12 protein-coding genes are annotated in these 15,186 nt (G+C 39.4%); 10 read left to right on the top strand and 2 right to left on the bottom strand.

Annotation, left to right across the window (positions count from 1 at the left end; all coding sequences use genetic code 11):
- Window positions 1-94 precede the first annotated feature (94 nt).
- From BLV53_RS12025 to BLV53_RS12000, 6 genes are all read left to right on the top strand, one after another.
- Entirely contained in the window at window positions 95-1,765 is a 1,671-nt protein-coding gene (locus BLV53_RS12025) for an extracellular solute-binding protein (protein ID WP_090301188.1), read from the top strand.
- 104 nt (window positions 1,766-1,869) lie between these two features.
- Window positions 1,870-2,790, top strand: a complete 921-nt coding sequence (locus tag BLV53_RS12020) for an ABC transporter permease (RefSeq protein WP_090301186.1) — start codon at window positions 1,870-1,872, stop codon at window positions 2,788-2,790.
- Between the two features lie 12 nt (window positions 2,791-2,802).
- Window positions 2,803-3,768, top strand: coding sequence for a carbohydrate ABC transporter permease (locus tag BLV53_RS12015; protein ID WP_090301181.1), 966 nt, complete (start codon window positions 2,803-2,805; stop codon window positions 3,766-3,768).
- Between the two features lie 162 nt (window positions 3,769-3,930).
- On the top strand, window positions 3,931-5,058 hold the full coding sequence (locus BLV53_RS12010) for a glycosyl hydrolase family 8 (protein WP_090301180.1): 1,128 nt from the start codon (window positions 3,931-3,933) through the stop codon (window positions 5,056-5,058).
- Between the two features lie 182 nt (window positions 5,059-5,240).
- Complete coding sequence (locus BLV53_RS12005) at window positions 5,241-6,935, top strand: phospho-sugar mutase (protein WP_090301178.1); 1,695 nt, start codon at window positions 5,241-5,243, stop codon at window positions 6,933-6,935.
- A gap of 92 nt (window positions 6,936-7,027) precedes the next feature.
- On the top strand, window positions 7,028-9,844 hold the full coding sequence (locus BLV53_RS12000; protein WP_090301176.1) for a glycoside hydrolase family 3 protein: 2,817 nt from the start codon (window positions 7,028-7,030) through the stop codon (window positions 9,842-9,844).
- Between the two features lie 64 nt (window positions 9,845-9,908).
- Here the strand turns inward: BLV53_RS12000 and BLV53_RS11995 are convergent, their stop codons facing one another.
- Window positions 9,909-10,991: a PTS sugar transporter subunit IIC gene (locus BLV53_RS11995; protein WP_090301174.1), complete on the bottom strand. Its 1,083-nt coding sequence runs from the start codon at window positions 10,989-10,991 to the stop codon at window positions 9,909-9,911.
- 243 nt (window positions 10,992-11,234) lie between these two features.
- On the opposite strand from BLV53_RS11995, the gene BLV53_RS11990 reads away from it, so the two are divergent.
- From BLV53_RS11990 to BLV53_RS11975, 4 genes are all read left to right on the top strand, one after another.
- The gene (locus BLV53_RS11990; RefSeq protein ID WP_090301171.1) at window positions 11,235-12,047 is read left to right on the top strand and encodes a flagellin; all 813 of its coding nucleotides are present in this window, start codon (window positions 11,235-11,237) and stop codon (window positions 12,045-12,047) included.
- A 207-nt stretch (window positions 12,048-12,254) separates the two neighbouring features.
- Window positions 12,255-13,121: an NAD(P)/FAD-dependent oxidoreductase gene (locus BLV53_RS11985; RefSeq protein WP_090301169.1), complete on the top strand. Its 867-nt coding sequence runs from the start codon at window positions 12,255-12,257 to the stop codon at window positions 13,119-13,121.
- A gap of 35 nt (window positions 13,122-13,156) precedes the next feature.
- Entirely contained in the window at window positions 13,157-13,468 is a 312-nt protein-coding gene (trxA, locus tag BLV53_RS11980; RefSeq protein WP_090301167.1) for a thioredoxin, read from the top strand.
- A 60-nt stretch (window positions 13,469-13,528) separates the two neighbouring features.
- Window positions 13,529-13,984 carry a MarR family winged helix-turn-helix transcriptional regulator gene (locus BLV53_RS11975; RefSeq protein ID WP_090301165.1) on the top strand — a complete coding sequence of 152 codons (456 nt, stop codon included), beginning with the start codon at window positions 13,529-13,531 and terminating at the stop codon, window positions 13,982-13,984.
- Here BLV53_RS11975 and BLV53_RS11970 read toward each other — a convergent pair.
- On the bottom strand, window positions 13,981-15,168 hold the full coding sequence (locus BLV53_RS11970) for a hypothetical protein (RefSeq protein WP_090301163.1): 1,188 nt from the start codon (window positions 15,166-15,168) through the stop codon (window positions 13,981-13,983). The two genes, BLV53_RS11975 and BLV53_RS11970, sit on opposite strands and share 4 nt — an antisense overlap.
- Window positions 15,169-15,186 lie beyond the last annotated feature (18 nt).

Genomic DNA, 15,186 nt, shown 5'->3' with positions numbered 1-15,186 from the left:
TATACTTTACCCGATGTTTTAACTATTAAAGTGTCATAGAATACTATCATAGCAAAGGGATAGAAGATATCCCAAATATATAGGAGGGTTTTTTATGAAAAAGAAAGTTGTAAGCGCTGTACTTTGCGCTGCAATGCTCTCAAGCATGTTCGCTGGATGCGGTAAGCAAGCAGCAAGCGGTGGAGCAGTGAACAAGGATGGTATCAAAGAATTCACAGCATTCTTTGCTGTACCTGGTTCAGAAATCAATGATGACAATGAGATTCAGCAGATCATTGCTGAGAAGACAGGCTGCAAGGTAAAGGAAACATGGCTTACAGGTCAGACAGCAGAAGAGGCAGTTGGTACTCTTATCGCTGGTGGCGAGTATCCAGATTTTGTAGAAGCAGGTAATGGTTCAGTTCAGATGTACGAAGCAGGTGCACTTGTAGCACTTGATGATTATATTGACAAGTATCCAAACATCAAAGAGTTCTTTACAGAGCAGGAGTGGGATGCACTTCGCCAGAGCGATGGACATATCTACTGGATTCCACAGTTCTCTAACATCTACGGTGAAGAGCGTTCATGTACACACAACGACGAAGCATTCTGGATTCAGGCAAGAGTTCTTGAGTGGGCTGGATATCCAAAGATTGAGACAATGGATGAGTACTTCGATCTTATCGAAAGCTACTATGAAGCAAACCCAACAATGGAAGATGGTACAGCAAATATCCCTTATACAATTCTTTGTGAGGATTGGAGATACTTCTGTTTAGAGAATGCACCAGAGTTCCTTGATGGTTATCCAAATGATGGTTCAGTTATCGTTGATCCAGATACACTTAAAGTAATCGACTACAACACAACAGATACAGCTGTTAAGTACTTCAAGAAGCTTAATGAAGAGTACCACAAGGGTATCGTTGATCCAGAGTCATTCACACAGACATATGATGAGTACATCGCAAAGATTTCTTCAGGTCGTGTACTTGGTATGATTGATCAGTGGTGGGATTTCGCTTACACAGGCGAGGATGCAATCAAAGCAGCAGGTCTTGATGAAAAGGGTTGCCAGTACGTTCCACTTCCAATCACAATCGAAAAGGGAATGCACAATCAGTGGCACAACTCAGGCGGAGTTCTTAATGTTTCATCTGGTCTTGCAATCACAACATCTTGCAAGGACGTAGAGGGAGCTCTTCAGTTTGTAAACGATCTTCTTGATCAGGATATTCATGATTTAAGATTCTGGGGTGTTGAAGGCCAGGATTACCTTGTAGGTGATGATGGAATGTACTACAGAACACCTGAGATGAGAAAGCAGGCAACAGATACAGCTTACAAGGCTTCACACACATGCTCATACTCATACTTCCCACAGTATTCTGGAACAAGCCGTGATGGCAAGAATGCTATGAAGTCAGATGGACAGGAGCAGGAATTCTTCGATGGACTTTCAGAGCCAATCAAGAAGTGCTTCGATGCATATGGAGCTAAGACTTATGTAGAAATGCTTGGAACATCTCCAGCACCAGGTCCTTGGTATCCAATGTATACATACTCAAGCACAATGACAACTTCTACACCAGGTGGTACAGCTTGGGCAAAGATGACTGAGATTAAGCATCAGTATCTTCCAAAGGTTGTTATGGCTGACAACTTCGAGCAGGGATGGAATGAGTACATGAAGGTTTACGAAGAGTGCAAGCCAGAAGACTTCATTTCAGAGATGCAGACAGAGCTTGAGAGAAGAGTTGCAGAAGCAGCTAAGTACGAATAGGAATTATTAAGGTAGAGATATAAACCCTTAGAGGGCATTAATTATCAATGCCCTCTATATTTTTACCTAAAATCAGTGTTTTAAGCCTAATTTGGGAGGGAATTATGACAAAAAAGAGAACCTTTAACATGGTTGAATTTAAGCATCAGAGAGTGCTTATTTTCTGGGCAGCAGCAATTACAATTTATGGAATTATTTTCCACTATTTACCACTTGTTGGATGGCTTATGGCATTTCAGAATTATAAGCCAGTAACAGGACTTTTACATTCACAGTTTGTAGGATTAGACAAATTCAAATTACTATTTTCTGATATATCATTCCTTAGAGTTATCAGAAACACTCTTGCAATGGGTGTAATCAACCTTGCAGTTACATTTATCATGGCTATCGTATTTGCGATACTTTTAAATGAAATGGCCAGCAAGGGTGGCAAAAAAGTAGTACAGACAATTTCATATTTACCTCACTTCCTTTCATGGATCATCGTTACAGGTATTCTTCACGATGCTCTTTCAGGAACAGGTATCATCAATACACTTTTACTTCACTTTGGTTGCATTACACAGCCAATTAACTTTTTCGCACATGAACAATACTTCTGGCCAATCGTTGCTTTCGCAAATGTTTGGAAGGAAACAGGCTGGAATGCAATTATATATTTAGCAGCTATCACATCTATTGATCCATCACTTTATGAAGCAGCAGCTATCGACGGTGCAGGAAGATGGGCAAAGATTAAAAACGTAACACTTCCAGGCATCAAGCCAACTATTATGATTCTTCTTCTTATGAACGTTGGTAACGTACTTAATGCTGGTTTCGAAATTCAGTACTTACTTGGAAACGGACTTGTACAGAACGTATCACAGACAATTGATATCTACGTTTTGAAATGGGGTATCAGCCAGGGTGATTACTCAATCGGTACAGCAGCAGGTATTTTTAAGAGCGTTGTTTCTATTGTTCTCATCGTAGTATTTAACCATATTGCAAAGAGACATGGTGAAGAGAGATTATTCTAGGAGGTGTAAAAAATGGATCAGACTTTTAATATTTTTAGTGCCACCAAGAATAAGGGGGTAGCTAAGGTGAATACAGTTACAAAAACAAAATCACGTAAAAAAATCTCAGCAGCAGATTTAGCTTTCAGAATCTGCAACGGATTATTTATGGTTATCTTCGTGGTAGTCACACTTTATCCGGTTTTAAATACTCTTGCAATTTCTTTAAATGATGGTACAGATGCACTTCGTGGTGGTATCTACCTTGTTCCTAGAGTATTTACAATGAAAAACTACCAGACAGTTTTAGCTAAGGATAATCTTATCACTGGTGCTTTCATCACAGTTGCAAGAACTCTTATCGGTACACTTCTTGCACTTGTATCAAATGCTATTCTTGCCTTCATCGTAAGCCGTAAGAATTTCATTTTTGCAAAACAGGTTTCTCTGTTTTGGGTTGTTACAATGTATGTTAACGGTGGATTGATTCCAACATTCCTCCTTTTTAAATCCCTCGGACTGACAAACAGCTTTGCAGTTTACGTAATCCCAGGAATGCTTTCTGCCTTTAACATGCTTGTAATCAGAACCTACATGAGAGGTATTCCTGACAGTTTGGAAGAGTCTGCACAGTTAGACGGAGCTGGTTATACAACAATTTTCCTAAAGATTATTTCTCCACTTTGTAAGCCAGTTTACGCAACTGTAGCCCTCTTCGTAGCTGTAGGACAGTGGAACTCATGGTTCGATGCAATGCTCTATAACAGAATGGCTTCACAGTATACAACATTACAGTACGAGTTGATGAAGCTCCTTTCATCAGTTTCAAACCAGAGCTCATCTGCAGAAGCAATGAAGAACTCAGGCGAAGGCTCAGTAACTCCTACATCAGTAAGAGCAGCAGCTACAATCGTTACAATGCTTCCAATCATCTGTATCTATCCATTCTTACAGAAGTACTTCGTAACCGGTCTTACACTTGGTGGTGTTAAAGAATAATTCGTATTTACGAATTAATATTTGTAACACTAAATAATTATTATCACTATAAAATTTAAATGAGGCATGTAGCTATCAATTCTGAGTATTGCGTAGCAAGACGTGCTGTCGCGCGAAGCTATACTCAGGATTGAGAGCGTAACATGCCGGAGTAAATTACCCATGACATCATATAGAAATCTTTTCCTGGAAATAGGCAAAACCCAGGAGGAAATAGACAAAAGAGTAAATGATACATTTAACGAGATATTTTATGGGGCAGACAAATTTTACGAGACAACCCCAGATGGCTCCATGGGATATCTTGTAGATACAGGAAATATTGACACACGTACAGAAGGCATTTCTTATGGAATGATGATGTGTGTTCAGATGGACAAAAAAATTGAATTCGACCAGCTTTGGAACTGGGCTATGACAAATATGTATCTTGAGAAGGGTGAAAATAAGGGATACTTTGCATGGTCAGTAGATCCAAGTGGAAGAAAAAATGCCGATGGACCAGCACCTGATGGTGAAGAATTTTTTGCAATGGCACTTATATTTGCAAGTCATCGTTGGGGAGACGGAGAAGGCATATTCAATTATAGCTTGAAGGCAAAGGAGCTCTTAAAGGTTTGCCTTCATCACGAGGAAATGTATGGTGGCCACAACATGTGGAATGAGGATGGACTTATTAAGTTTGTTCCAGGACTTGAGTTTACAGATCCTTCATATCACCTTCCACATTTCTATGACCTGTTTGCAGAAAACTGCTTCGCCGAAGATAAACCATTGTGGAAAAAAGCAGCAGCTGCCAGCCGTGATTATTTGAAGAAGGCTTGCCATGAAAAAACAGGCCTTTCACCAGAGTACAGCTATTATGATGGAAAACCATATCCAGACCATATTCATTTTGGCGGCAGGCATGACTGGTTCTTTAGCGATGCATATAGAACTATTGCAAACATAGGCTTAGATTTCGAATGGGCCGATAGTAACAATGAATTTGGCCAGTGGTGCAAGACCACAGCCAACAACCTACAGGAATTCTTTTACAACCTCCCAGAAGAGAATTCCAGAGGCATATACGAGATAGACGGTACAGTTTTAGAAGGAAAGGCTCTTCATCCGGTTGGCTTGACTGCAACAATCGCACAGGCGTCACTTGCAGCGGATGGAAAGTTTGCACTTAAGGCAGTAGAAGATTTTTGGAATACTCCACTTCGAACTGGTGAAAGACGCTACTACGACAACTGCCTGTATCTATTCGCTATGCTTGCTTTGAGCGGTAAATACTGTATATATTAATTTAATGTTTTCTTCTTCATTTTTTCATATATGATATAAAGATAGCTACAGCTTAACCTCAGGCTGTAGCTATTTTTTTGCTGGCCCGTTCAGTATTTAATCATATAAAATACATATATGAAATCCTCAGTTTATGTTAAAATAGGATTTAGTAAATGCTAAATTTCCGATAGGAGGTAAAAATGGATTACAATTTAAGATATAACGAGTGGCTTGAAAAACTTACAGATTCTGATCCTTTAAAGGCAGAGCTTCTTACTATTTCTGATGATGAAAAGGAGAAGGAGGATCGCTTTTATCAGGATCTTTCATTTGGTACAGCAGGACTACGTGGAAAGGTTGGTGCAGGAACAAACCGCATGAACTTCCTTACAGTTGGAAAGGCTACACAGGGTGTTGCTGATTTTATCGTATCAAAGGGCAAGGAAGCTTGTGAGAAGGGTGTAGTTATAGCCCATGACCCTCGTCATTTTTCAAAGGAATTTTCTCAGCTTGCAGCTGGTATTTTTGCGGCAAACGGTATCAAGGTTTACTGTTTCCCAGATCTTAGACCAACTCCAGAGCTTGCATATATGATTCGTCGTCTTGGCACAGTATCAGGTATCAACATTACAGCATCACACAACCCTAGAGAGTACAACGGATACAAGGCATATTGGGATGATGGATGTCAGGTTTCATCAGAGATTGCTGATGGCATGACAGAATGCATTAATGCGGTAGATATGTGGAATGGTGTTAAAAAATCAGACTTCGAGCAGGGTGTTAAGGATGGAAAGATTATCGTTCTTGGCGAGGAGTACGATAGAGAGTATCTTGACAAGATTGAGTCACTTGCAATTCATGAGGGTGATGAACTTGATCTTACAATTCCTCTTGTATATACACCACTTAATGGATGTGGTTCTATACCATTCAGACAGATGCTTAATGACAGAGGATTTTCTAACTGGACTATCGTTCCAGAGCAGGAAAATCCAGACCCTAATTTCACAACAGTAGGTTATCCAAATCCTGAGGATCCAAAGGCTTTCAAGCTTTCAGAGGAATATGGTAGAAAATTTGGTGCTGAGCTTCTTATGGCTACAGACCCTGATGCAGACAGATTTGCCATTGAGATTCGTGATAGTGAGGGCAACTATGTACCTTTAAATGGTAACCAGACAGGATATCTGCTTGTAAATTATGTACTTGAAGGACATAAGGATGCAGGAACACTCCCTGAAAAAGGTGCAATGGTTAAATCCATCGTTACATCTACACTTTCTACAATCATGGCAAAAGCTTATGGCGTGGAAATGTTTGAAACCCTTACTGGATTTAAAAACATTTGCGGAAAAATACCTTATCTTCACGATAACGGATATACGTATTTATTTGGTTATGAAGAGTCAGTTGGATATGCTATCTGCGAGGACATCCGTGACAAGGATGGTATTTCAGCAGGTATGATGGTTGCTGAGGCAGCTGCATACTATCGCAAAGCTGGCAAGACACTTTGGGATGTTCTTCAGGAAATCTACGCTAAGTATGGCTTCTTTGCAGAGGATGAACCAAATATCATTCTTGAGGGTATTCCAGGAGCCAAACGTATTCAGCGAATGATGAAGTGGTTCCGAGAGAATCTTCCTACAGAGGTAGCAGGAGCAAAGGTTGAAAAGGTAATCGATTACATCAATGGTTACGAGGATATTCCTGCTCAGAATGCAATCAGATTATTCCTTGATAATGGTTCATGGTTTGCTATCAGACCTTCAGGAACAGAGCCAAAGATTAAATTTTACTTCTATTCAAACCAGGATTCTCGTGAAAATGCCTTAAAGGTAAATTCAGAAATCAAAAATGAAATTTTTGCACTTATAAATTCAGTAGAATAGTAATATGATAAAAAATGCGGGTATTTGATATAAATTACCCGTATTTTTTATTACTATGACAAGGTATTATGATATAAGTGCGGAGGTTATATATGGACTCAAAAATTTTTGACGATGAACAGTTTGCAGCTGTTGCCAGAAGGGCAGTAGCTGAGGGAATAGTATTACTTAAAAATGATGATAATGTTTTACCACTAGCTGCTGGCACAAAGATTGCACTCTTTGGCAGAAGTCAGTTCAACTACTATAAGAGCGGAACTGGCTCAGGCGGTATGGTAAACACAAAATATGTTGTTGGAGTACGAGAGGCTTTAGAGCAGGATGAGCGCTTCACATTAGAGGAGGGCCTTAAGGTTACTTACGATGAATGGATTAAGGACAACCCTTTCGATGCAGGTATTGGCTGGGCATCTGAGCCATGGTTTCAAAAGGAGATGCCTATCACTGTGGATTTGGCTGAGGCTGCAGCAAAGTCTTCTGATGTTGCAATCGTAATCATCGGTCGTACTGCAGGCGAGGACCAGGACAACAGCGACACTCAGGGAAGCTATCTGCTTACTGATGACGAGCACGAGATGCTTAAAAATGTTACAGCAGCTTTTGAAAAGACAATCGTTCTTTTAAATGTTGGAAACATAATCGATATGAAGTGGGTTGAGCTTTATAACCCAGCTGCTGTTTTATACATCTGGCAGGGCGGTCAGGTAGGTGGTTTCGGTGCACTTGATGTTATCTCAGGTGATGTTAATCCATCAGGACGTCTCACTGACACTATTGCAAGAGAAATAGATGATTATCCATCCACAGCAAATTTCGGTGGTGATAAGTGTAATATTCAAAAAGAAGATATATACGTAGGCTACAGATATTTTGAGACCTTTGACAAGGAATGCGTACTATATCCATTTGGTTTTGGTATGTCCTATACCTCATTTGAAATCAAACCAACAACCTTCTATTATGGCGTGGAGGAAATGGAATTTGAGGTAGAGGTTACAAATATTGGCACAAAGGCTGGTAAGCAGGTAGTTCAGGTCTATGTATCTAAGCCACAGGACGTACTTGGTAATCCAGCCAGAGAGCTTGTAGGCTTTAAAAAGACAAAGGAGCTTGCTCCAGGTGAGACTGAAAAATTAAATATCGTAATTACGAATTATCAGCTATCAAGCTATGATGACGCAGGTGTAACTGGCAACAAGAGTGCCTATGTACTTTTACCTGGTGAATACAAGTTTTACATTGGTGAAAATGTGCGCAGTGCAGAATTTGCTTCAAGCTTTGAACAGGAAGAATTAGAGGTAGTAGAACAGCTTTCTGAAGCAATGGCACCAGTAGTAGAATTTGAGAGAATGAAGCCAGCCCTTAATGCAGATGGAAGCTTTAGCATTTCATATGAAAAGACTCCTAAAGCTACGGTTGATCCAAGCAATCTAAGAAATGAAAATCTTAAGTCTGATATACAAAAGACTGAGGATAAGGGCATCAAGCTTGTAGATGTCTACGATAAAAAAGCTACTATGAATGATTTTATAGCACAGCTTTCAGATGATGAGCTTTGCTGCATCGTAAGAGGTGAGGGTATGAGCTCACCAAAGGTTACACCAGGTTGCGGTGGTGCCTATGGCGGTGTCACAGACTCATTAATCGAAAAAGGGATTCCAGTAGCCTGCTGTACAGATGGTCCCTCGGGAATTCGTATGGACTCTGGTAAAAAAGCATTTGCCATGCCTAATGGTACTTGCCTTGCATGCGCATGGAATCTTCCACTTACAGAAGAGCTTTACAACTGGGAAGGTTTAGAGCTTCGCAAAAACAAAATAGATTGCCTCCTTGGCCCTGGTATGAATCTTCATAGAAATCCACTTAACGGACGTAATTTCGAGTACTTCAGCGAGGATCCATTCATTACAGGAAAAAATGCAGCAGCCCAGCTTAAGGGGATGCATAAATATGGAGTCACTGGCACAATAAAGCATTTTGCAATGAACACTCAGGAGACAGGCCGTCATACTGTTGAGCATGTGGCATCTGAGCGAGCAATCCGGGAGATATATTTAAAGGGCTTTGAGATAGCTGTAAAGGAGGCTGGTGCTCACGCTGTTATGACAACCTATGGTTCTGTTAATGGTTACTATACATCCTCTAATTACGATTTAGTTACCAGAATCCTTAGAGGAGAGTGGGGCTTTGATGGCATCGTTATGACTGACTGGTGGGCAAAGGGCGGCAAGTCTTATAATGGAAACAATGCCGATATGGCATCTATCGTAAAGGCGCAAAACGACCTTTATATGGTTACAGGTTCTGCCGAGGACAACACCAATAAGGACAATCTCAAGGAAGCGCTTGCAGCGGGAAATCTGACCAGATTTGAGCTTCAGAGATGTGCTTCAAATATCTGCAAATGGATTATGGAAAAGCCAGTATTTGCCAGATTTATTGAGCGAGGAAATGAGCTTGATATCAAGCTTGCTGAAGAAGCAGATGATGATGAACTGGCATTTGATAACATGATTGACCTTCGAATTGATGAAAGCGGAGTAGCTGAAATTGATCCTGCTGAGATTAAAACAGGTCGCAACAATACTACAATGGTCACTGTTTCATTCAAGGAAAGAGGAGACTACAAGCTTTCACTTACAGTTCGTGCAACTGAATCCTTGAGCGAGCTTGCTCAGATTCCACTTAGCATTTTTAAGGATAAGGAATTGGTAAAGATGGTTACCTTAACTGGTGAGGATAAGGATTGGCAGACAATAGAGGTTCCTTTCGAGGGCTGTGCTATGACATTCTTTATGAAGCTTTATTTTGCTCAGGATGGTATGGAAATAAAGGATGCAAAATTCACCCTGGTTAAATCAAGAGAAGAAGAATTTAGATTAATGTTTGCCCGTATGGGAGAACAGTAAAATTAATTAAATTAAGGCGCCCACTCGTTATGAGGGGCGCCATTTTTTGACTTAAAAATATTTTTTATTGTAGCTTTAAATCTCCACTTTTTACCCATCCGATTTTACGAAGATAGTTATTAATGAATGGACAAATGATAGCTGGAAGCACAAAGCATATAAGCACAAGACCAGCCCAATCCATAGGAGTAATGGCTGTTTTACTTCCGGTTGCGATATCATTAATCCAGCCTGTGTACACTCCAATCTGACCTACAAGTCCGCAGGTTCCCATTCCGGAAGAAACTGCAGCACCGTTCATCTCCATTTTAAAAATGCAGGTAGCAAGAGGACCTGTAATGGCTGAGCAGACAATTGGTGCAATCCAGATACGTGGATTTTTGATGATGTTTGGCATCTGAAGCATTGAAGTTCCAATCCCCTGTGATACGAGACCACCCCATTTATTTTCCTTAAAGCTCATAGTTGCAAAGCCTACCATCTGTGCACAGCAGCCTGCTACGGCAGCTCCACCGGCAAGCCCTGTAAGGGAAAGGGCAGCGCATATTGCAGCAGATGAAATAGGAAGTGTAAGGGCAATTCCTACTATTACAGAAACTAATATTCCCATAAGGAAAGGCTGCTTTGTTGTGGCCCACATAATAAGAGTACCTACAGAGCTTGCAGCTCTACCAAGTGCTGGTGCCCACCATGCCGAAAGGAATATGCCCACACCTATAGTCACTAAAGGTGTTACGAGAATATCGATTTTAGTTTCCTTTGAAATGGCCTTTCCGATTTCAGCAGAGAGGATAGCTACAAAAAGTACTGCAAGTGGACCACCTGCTCCGCCTAAAGCGTTAGATGCAAAGCCTACGCTAATTAGTGAAAACAGTACAAGTGGAGGAGCCTGAAGCGCATAGCCTATAGCAACAGCCATTGCAGGACCACTCATTGCAACAGCAAGTCCGCCTACAGTGTAATCAACACCTGCCACAGTAGCTACAGGAGTAGTGAGATAGCTGATATGAAATTGTGCTCCTATAGTATTGATAATTGTTCCTATTAATAGTGAACAAAAAAGTCCCTGAGCCATAGCTCCAAGGGCGTCAATTAAATATCTCTTTACAGAGATTTCAATATTTTTCTTTTTTAAAAATTGTTTCATGATAATAATCTCCTTCAAGGAAATATTTTATAGGAAGTGAATATTTAAAACAATAATTATCCTAATAAACAACGAAGGAATATTAAATTGCACACAATATGGTTTATGCAACAGAAGAATATATTTGGACTCAGGTTCAACATTTCTTCACATGACATTTGGAAAATAGAGTGTTATCATTTAAGTAGAAGATGAGGTATTTTGTAGTTTTATAACAGATTTAATTGATTGAGGTGATGTTATATGAAAATCCAATCTAATTTTAACAAGGCACAATTCCAAAATAGCATGAATCACATGAAGGCTACTGAGGCTGTACATAAAAAAGCTGGTAAGGAGCTGGCAACTGGTAAAAAGGTAAACACAGCAGCAGATGATGCGGTGGCACTTGCAATCAGTCATAAGCTTTTGAAGGAGGCATCTTCCCTCAAAACAGGAAGCAGTAATATTTCCTATGGTAAGGATGCATTAAATATCGCAGATGGTGCAATGGCAAGCATAGCAGACTCCTTAGGTGATATTGAACAAAACACAGTTCGTGCTATGAATGGTCTGTATTCTGAAAGTGATAGACAGATTTTGCAGAGGGCAAATGAGGAGTCTGTAAAGACAATTAATCAGACAATTAATCAGGCACAGTATAATGGAAAGAATCTTTTAGATGGTTCTAATGGTGATTTCAATATTCACACTGGTGCAGGTAGTATTTCCATCAAGCAGACAGATGCAAAATCTGCAATGTCTGTTCTTGAGAATTTCGATGTTACAGGAGATCCAAATAAGATTACTAAGGATGCCCTTGATAGTGCATACTCATCACTTAATGCCATGAGAAGCCAGGTAGGCGCTCAGACAAATGGACTTACTGCAGCTTACAATCAGAATGAAAATACTGCAGAGAATATTACAGCGGCACAGTCTCGTAAAGAGGATACTGAATTTTATGATGCAGTTACCCGCTATAAAAACAGTGGGGTACTAGGTGCTGCACAAAATATGGCTATGAAGAACCAAATGGAAAACCAGGAAAATCTGGTTAACAAATTGCTTCAGTGAGTCACACAATAAATTAGTAATAAAATTTAATTGTGTGTACACAAAAAAGACATTATTTGATAATATAATATATATGGGCTTTGGAAGAGACCAAACTCCGAAGCCTATATTTTTTTGATCACCTGTTGACAAAAACAATTTAATTGAGTACAATTCGATTATATTAAAAGTTGCGTACAATTAAATTTGTTTTACGGAGGTATTAAAATGGAAAGATTTGATATAGCAGTTATTGGAACAGGCCCTGCAGGTCTTGAAGCTGCTATTACAGCAAAAGTTAGAAATAAGTCAGTTCTTCTTTTAGGAAGCAAGGGATCTTCAGATAAAGTGGAAAAGGCTCACAGCATTCAGAACTATCTAGGTTTACCTAATATTCCTGGAGACAAGATGGCACAGACATTCCTTGATCACGCCGCTTCAATGGGTGTAGAGATTACAGAGGACAAGGTTAATGCAGTTTACTCTATGGGTAGCTATTTTGCATTACAGTGCCATGGCGGTGATTACGAGGCTAGTTCAGTTATCGTAGCTGCTGGTATGTCAGCCATGAAGCCATTTCCTGGAGAAATGGAAAATCTTGGACGAGGCGTTAGCTATTGCGCAACCTGCGATGCAGCTTTATACAAAGGAAAGACAGCTATCATCCTTGCATATAGTGCAGCAGATGAAGAAGAAGCAGAGTTCCTTGCTGAGAGAGCTGAAAAGGTTTTTTACCTTCCGCAGTATGAATATGCAGGAAATCTTGGAGGCAATATCGAGGTTCATGATGGCATCAAGGCTACATCTATTGAAATGGCAGATGGGCAGGCAGTTCTTAATGCAGAATCTGATACCTTCAAGGCAGATGGTATTTTCATTTTAAGAGAGCAGATTGCACCATCCCAGTTGGTTCCAGGACTTACAATGGATGGCAATCATATAAAGGTAGACCGATCAATGGCTACAAACATCAAAGGTTTATTTGCCTGCGGTGATATTACAGGTACACCATATCAGTACATTAAGGCTGCTGGTGAGGGAAATGTTGCAGCACTTTCTGCTGTTTCATATTTAAATGAATTAAAGAAAAACTAATATATTAATTTGATAATCGAAAGGAGATATTTACCATGGTAAAGAAAATCACAACAGAAGAATTTAACTCAATGGATAAGGCTGGCATTTCAGTTTTAGATTTTAATGCTGTTTGGTGCGGACCTTGCAAGATGCTTGGACCAGTTTTAGAAGAGGTTTCTGAGGAAATGGCTGATAAGGCAAAGTTCTACAGCATTGACACAGATGAAAATCCTGAATTAGCAAAGGAATATGGCATCATGAATATCCCAGCTATCATCGTTTTAAAGGATGGCGAAAAGGTTGATGCTAATGTTGGCTTTGCTCCAAAGGAAGCCTTAGTTGATTTTATTTCAAAGAATCTTTAAAATAGAGTAAATACAATAAAATCGAGTAAATACAATAAAATCGAGGAGAGTTAATTAATCATGGGTGATAAATTTGATTGCTTGAAAATTTCTAACCAACTATGTTTTCCATTATATGCTTGTTCAAAGGAGATTGTAAAAAGATATAAGCCATATCTTGATCCAATCGATTTGACATATACACAGTACATTACAATGCTAGTAGTATGGGAAGAAAAAGAAATAACAGTTAAAGCTTTAGGAGACAAGCTGTTTCTCGATTCAGGTACTCTTACACCTGTCCTTAAAAAACTTGAACAGAAGGGGTATGTAAAGCGTACGCGTTCTAAAGATGATGAGAGAAACCTTATCATTACTTTAACAGCAGATGGCGAAGCATTAAAAGAGCAGGCATGTGCTATACCTGCTAAAATGGCCAAATGTGTTTCGATTTCTCAAGAGGAAACAATTCAGCTTTATAATCTTTTATATAAGCTTCTTGAGAAAGCTCCAAAAATGGAAGATATGGAACCTTAATTCAATAAATTAAATACTTCTACATTCTTACGAGCTTGTGAAATGACATCGCTTACAAAAGAGGCGGTGTCATTTTTTATTGTTGCCCAATCAATGACAGTTGCTTTATTTTTGTCAAAGCCTGCAGTCTCAAATATATCATCCAAATCATCTACAGGAGCCACGTTACCTTTGACATAGCCTTCAGCTACAATTGCTTTATTTTCAGAAATCTTGATATTTGTGGCTTCAAAATTCATACCTTCACCAGCATAGTCAATTATAGTGTTAAAATCTGCAACATAGATTACACCCTTGTTTGTAGTATAAGTAATATTGTTTGTGAAAGAATTGGTGTAGGAATTTTTTCCGTTTCTTTTTATTGTGGCTATTACAGTTTCGCCATCTGGAAGAGGAGCATACATTTCGATAGTGTTGCAGTTTTTGCCGTAGACAGAAATGTAGGCACCCTTTGTTTTGTATGAAAGATCAAAGGTGATTTTTCTGGTGTGATTATGTGAATCAAGATATAAATAGCAGGTGATATCGTGGGTAGGGGCATCCATACCAAGCATCTGCCAGATGAAATTACCTTCACCCTTAGGAATCACGATTTTGTATTCGCTGCTTTCAGTTCCATCTTCATCAATATATTTGCTTTCTGTTTTTGAAACCTCAATGTTTCTGACGAAATTCAGGATATTTCTTTTGTTGTTATGAAACCATTCTTTATTTAAATCATTGTTCAGGTTAGGAGCCTGAAGAAATAGATTATTTCCAGTGTCAAAGCCGTAGGAAATATCACCTAAAATTGGAGCGTCAAGATAGACTGTCTCATTTTCTGCATAGACACCCATTTCACCTACATTTAACACAAGTACATCCAGATTTGATTTACAGGAAAATTTGCGCTGAGAAGAGGAGCGCTGCCCACTAACACTTCCGGTGATGGAATATGGAAAGCCCTTTAGACGTTTAATATAGGCGTTGCCGGAATACTCTAAATCTGAATTGGCATAATTGCGGAATAAGTCCTTAAGGTCGATATTGTAGGCAAGATAATCAGGGCTTTTCAAGGTAGATTCTGAAAAGTCGATTACAGATGCCAATACCCGCACAGAAGGATTGAAGTCAAATTCTGCTTTGAATAATGCCACTATGGCCAAAATCAAAACGATTATTACACCTATTTTTTTCTTATTCATTCCCTTGATATATAATCC

This window comes from Pseudobutyrivibrio sp. ACV-2 (assembly GCF_900107545.1).
GTDB lineage: Bacteria > Bacillota > Clostridia > Lachnospirales > Lachnospiraceae > Pseudobutyrivibrio.
Note: the sequence above shows the minus strand (reverse complement) of the source record. Positions and strands in the feature narration are given on the sequence as shown.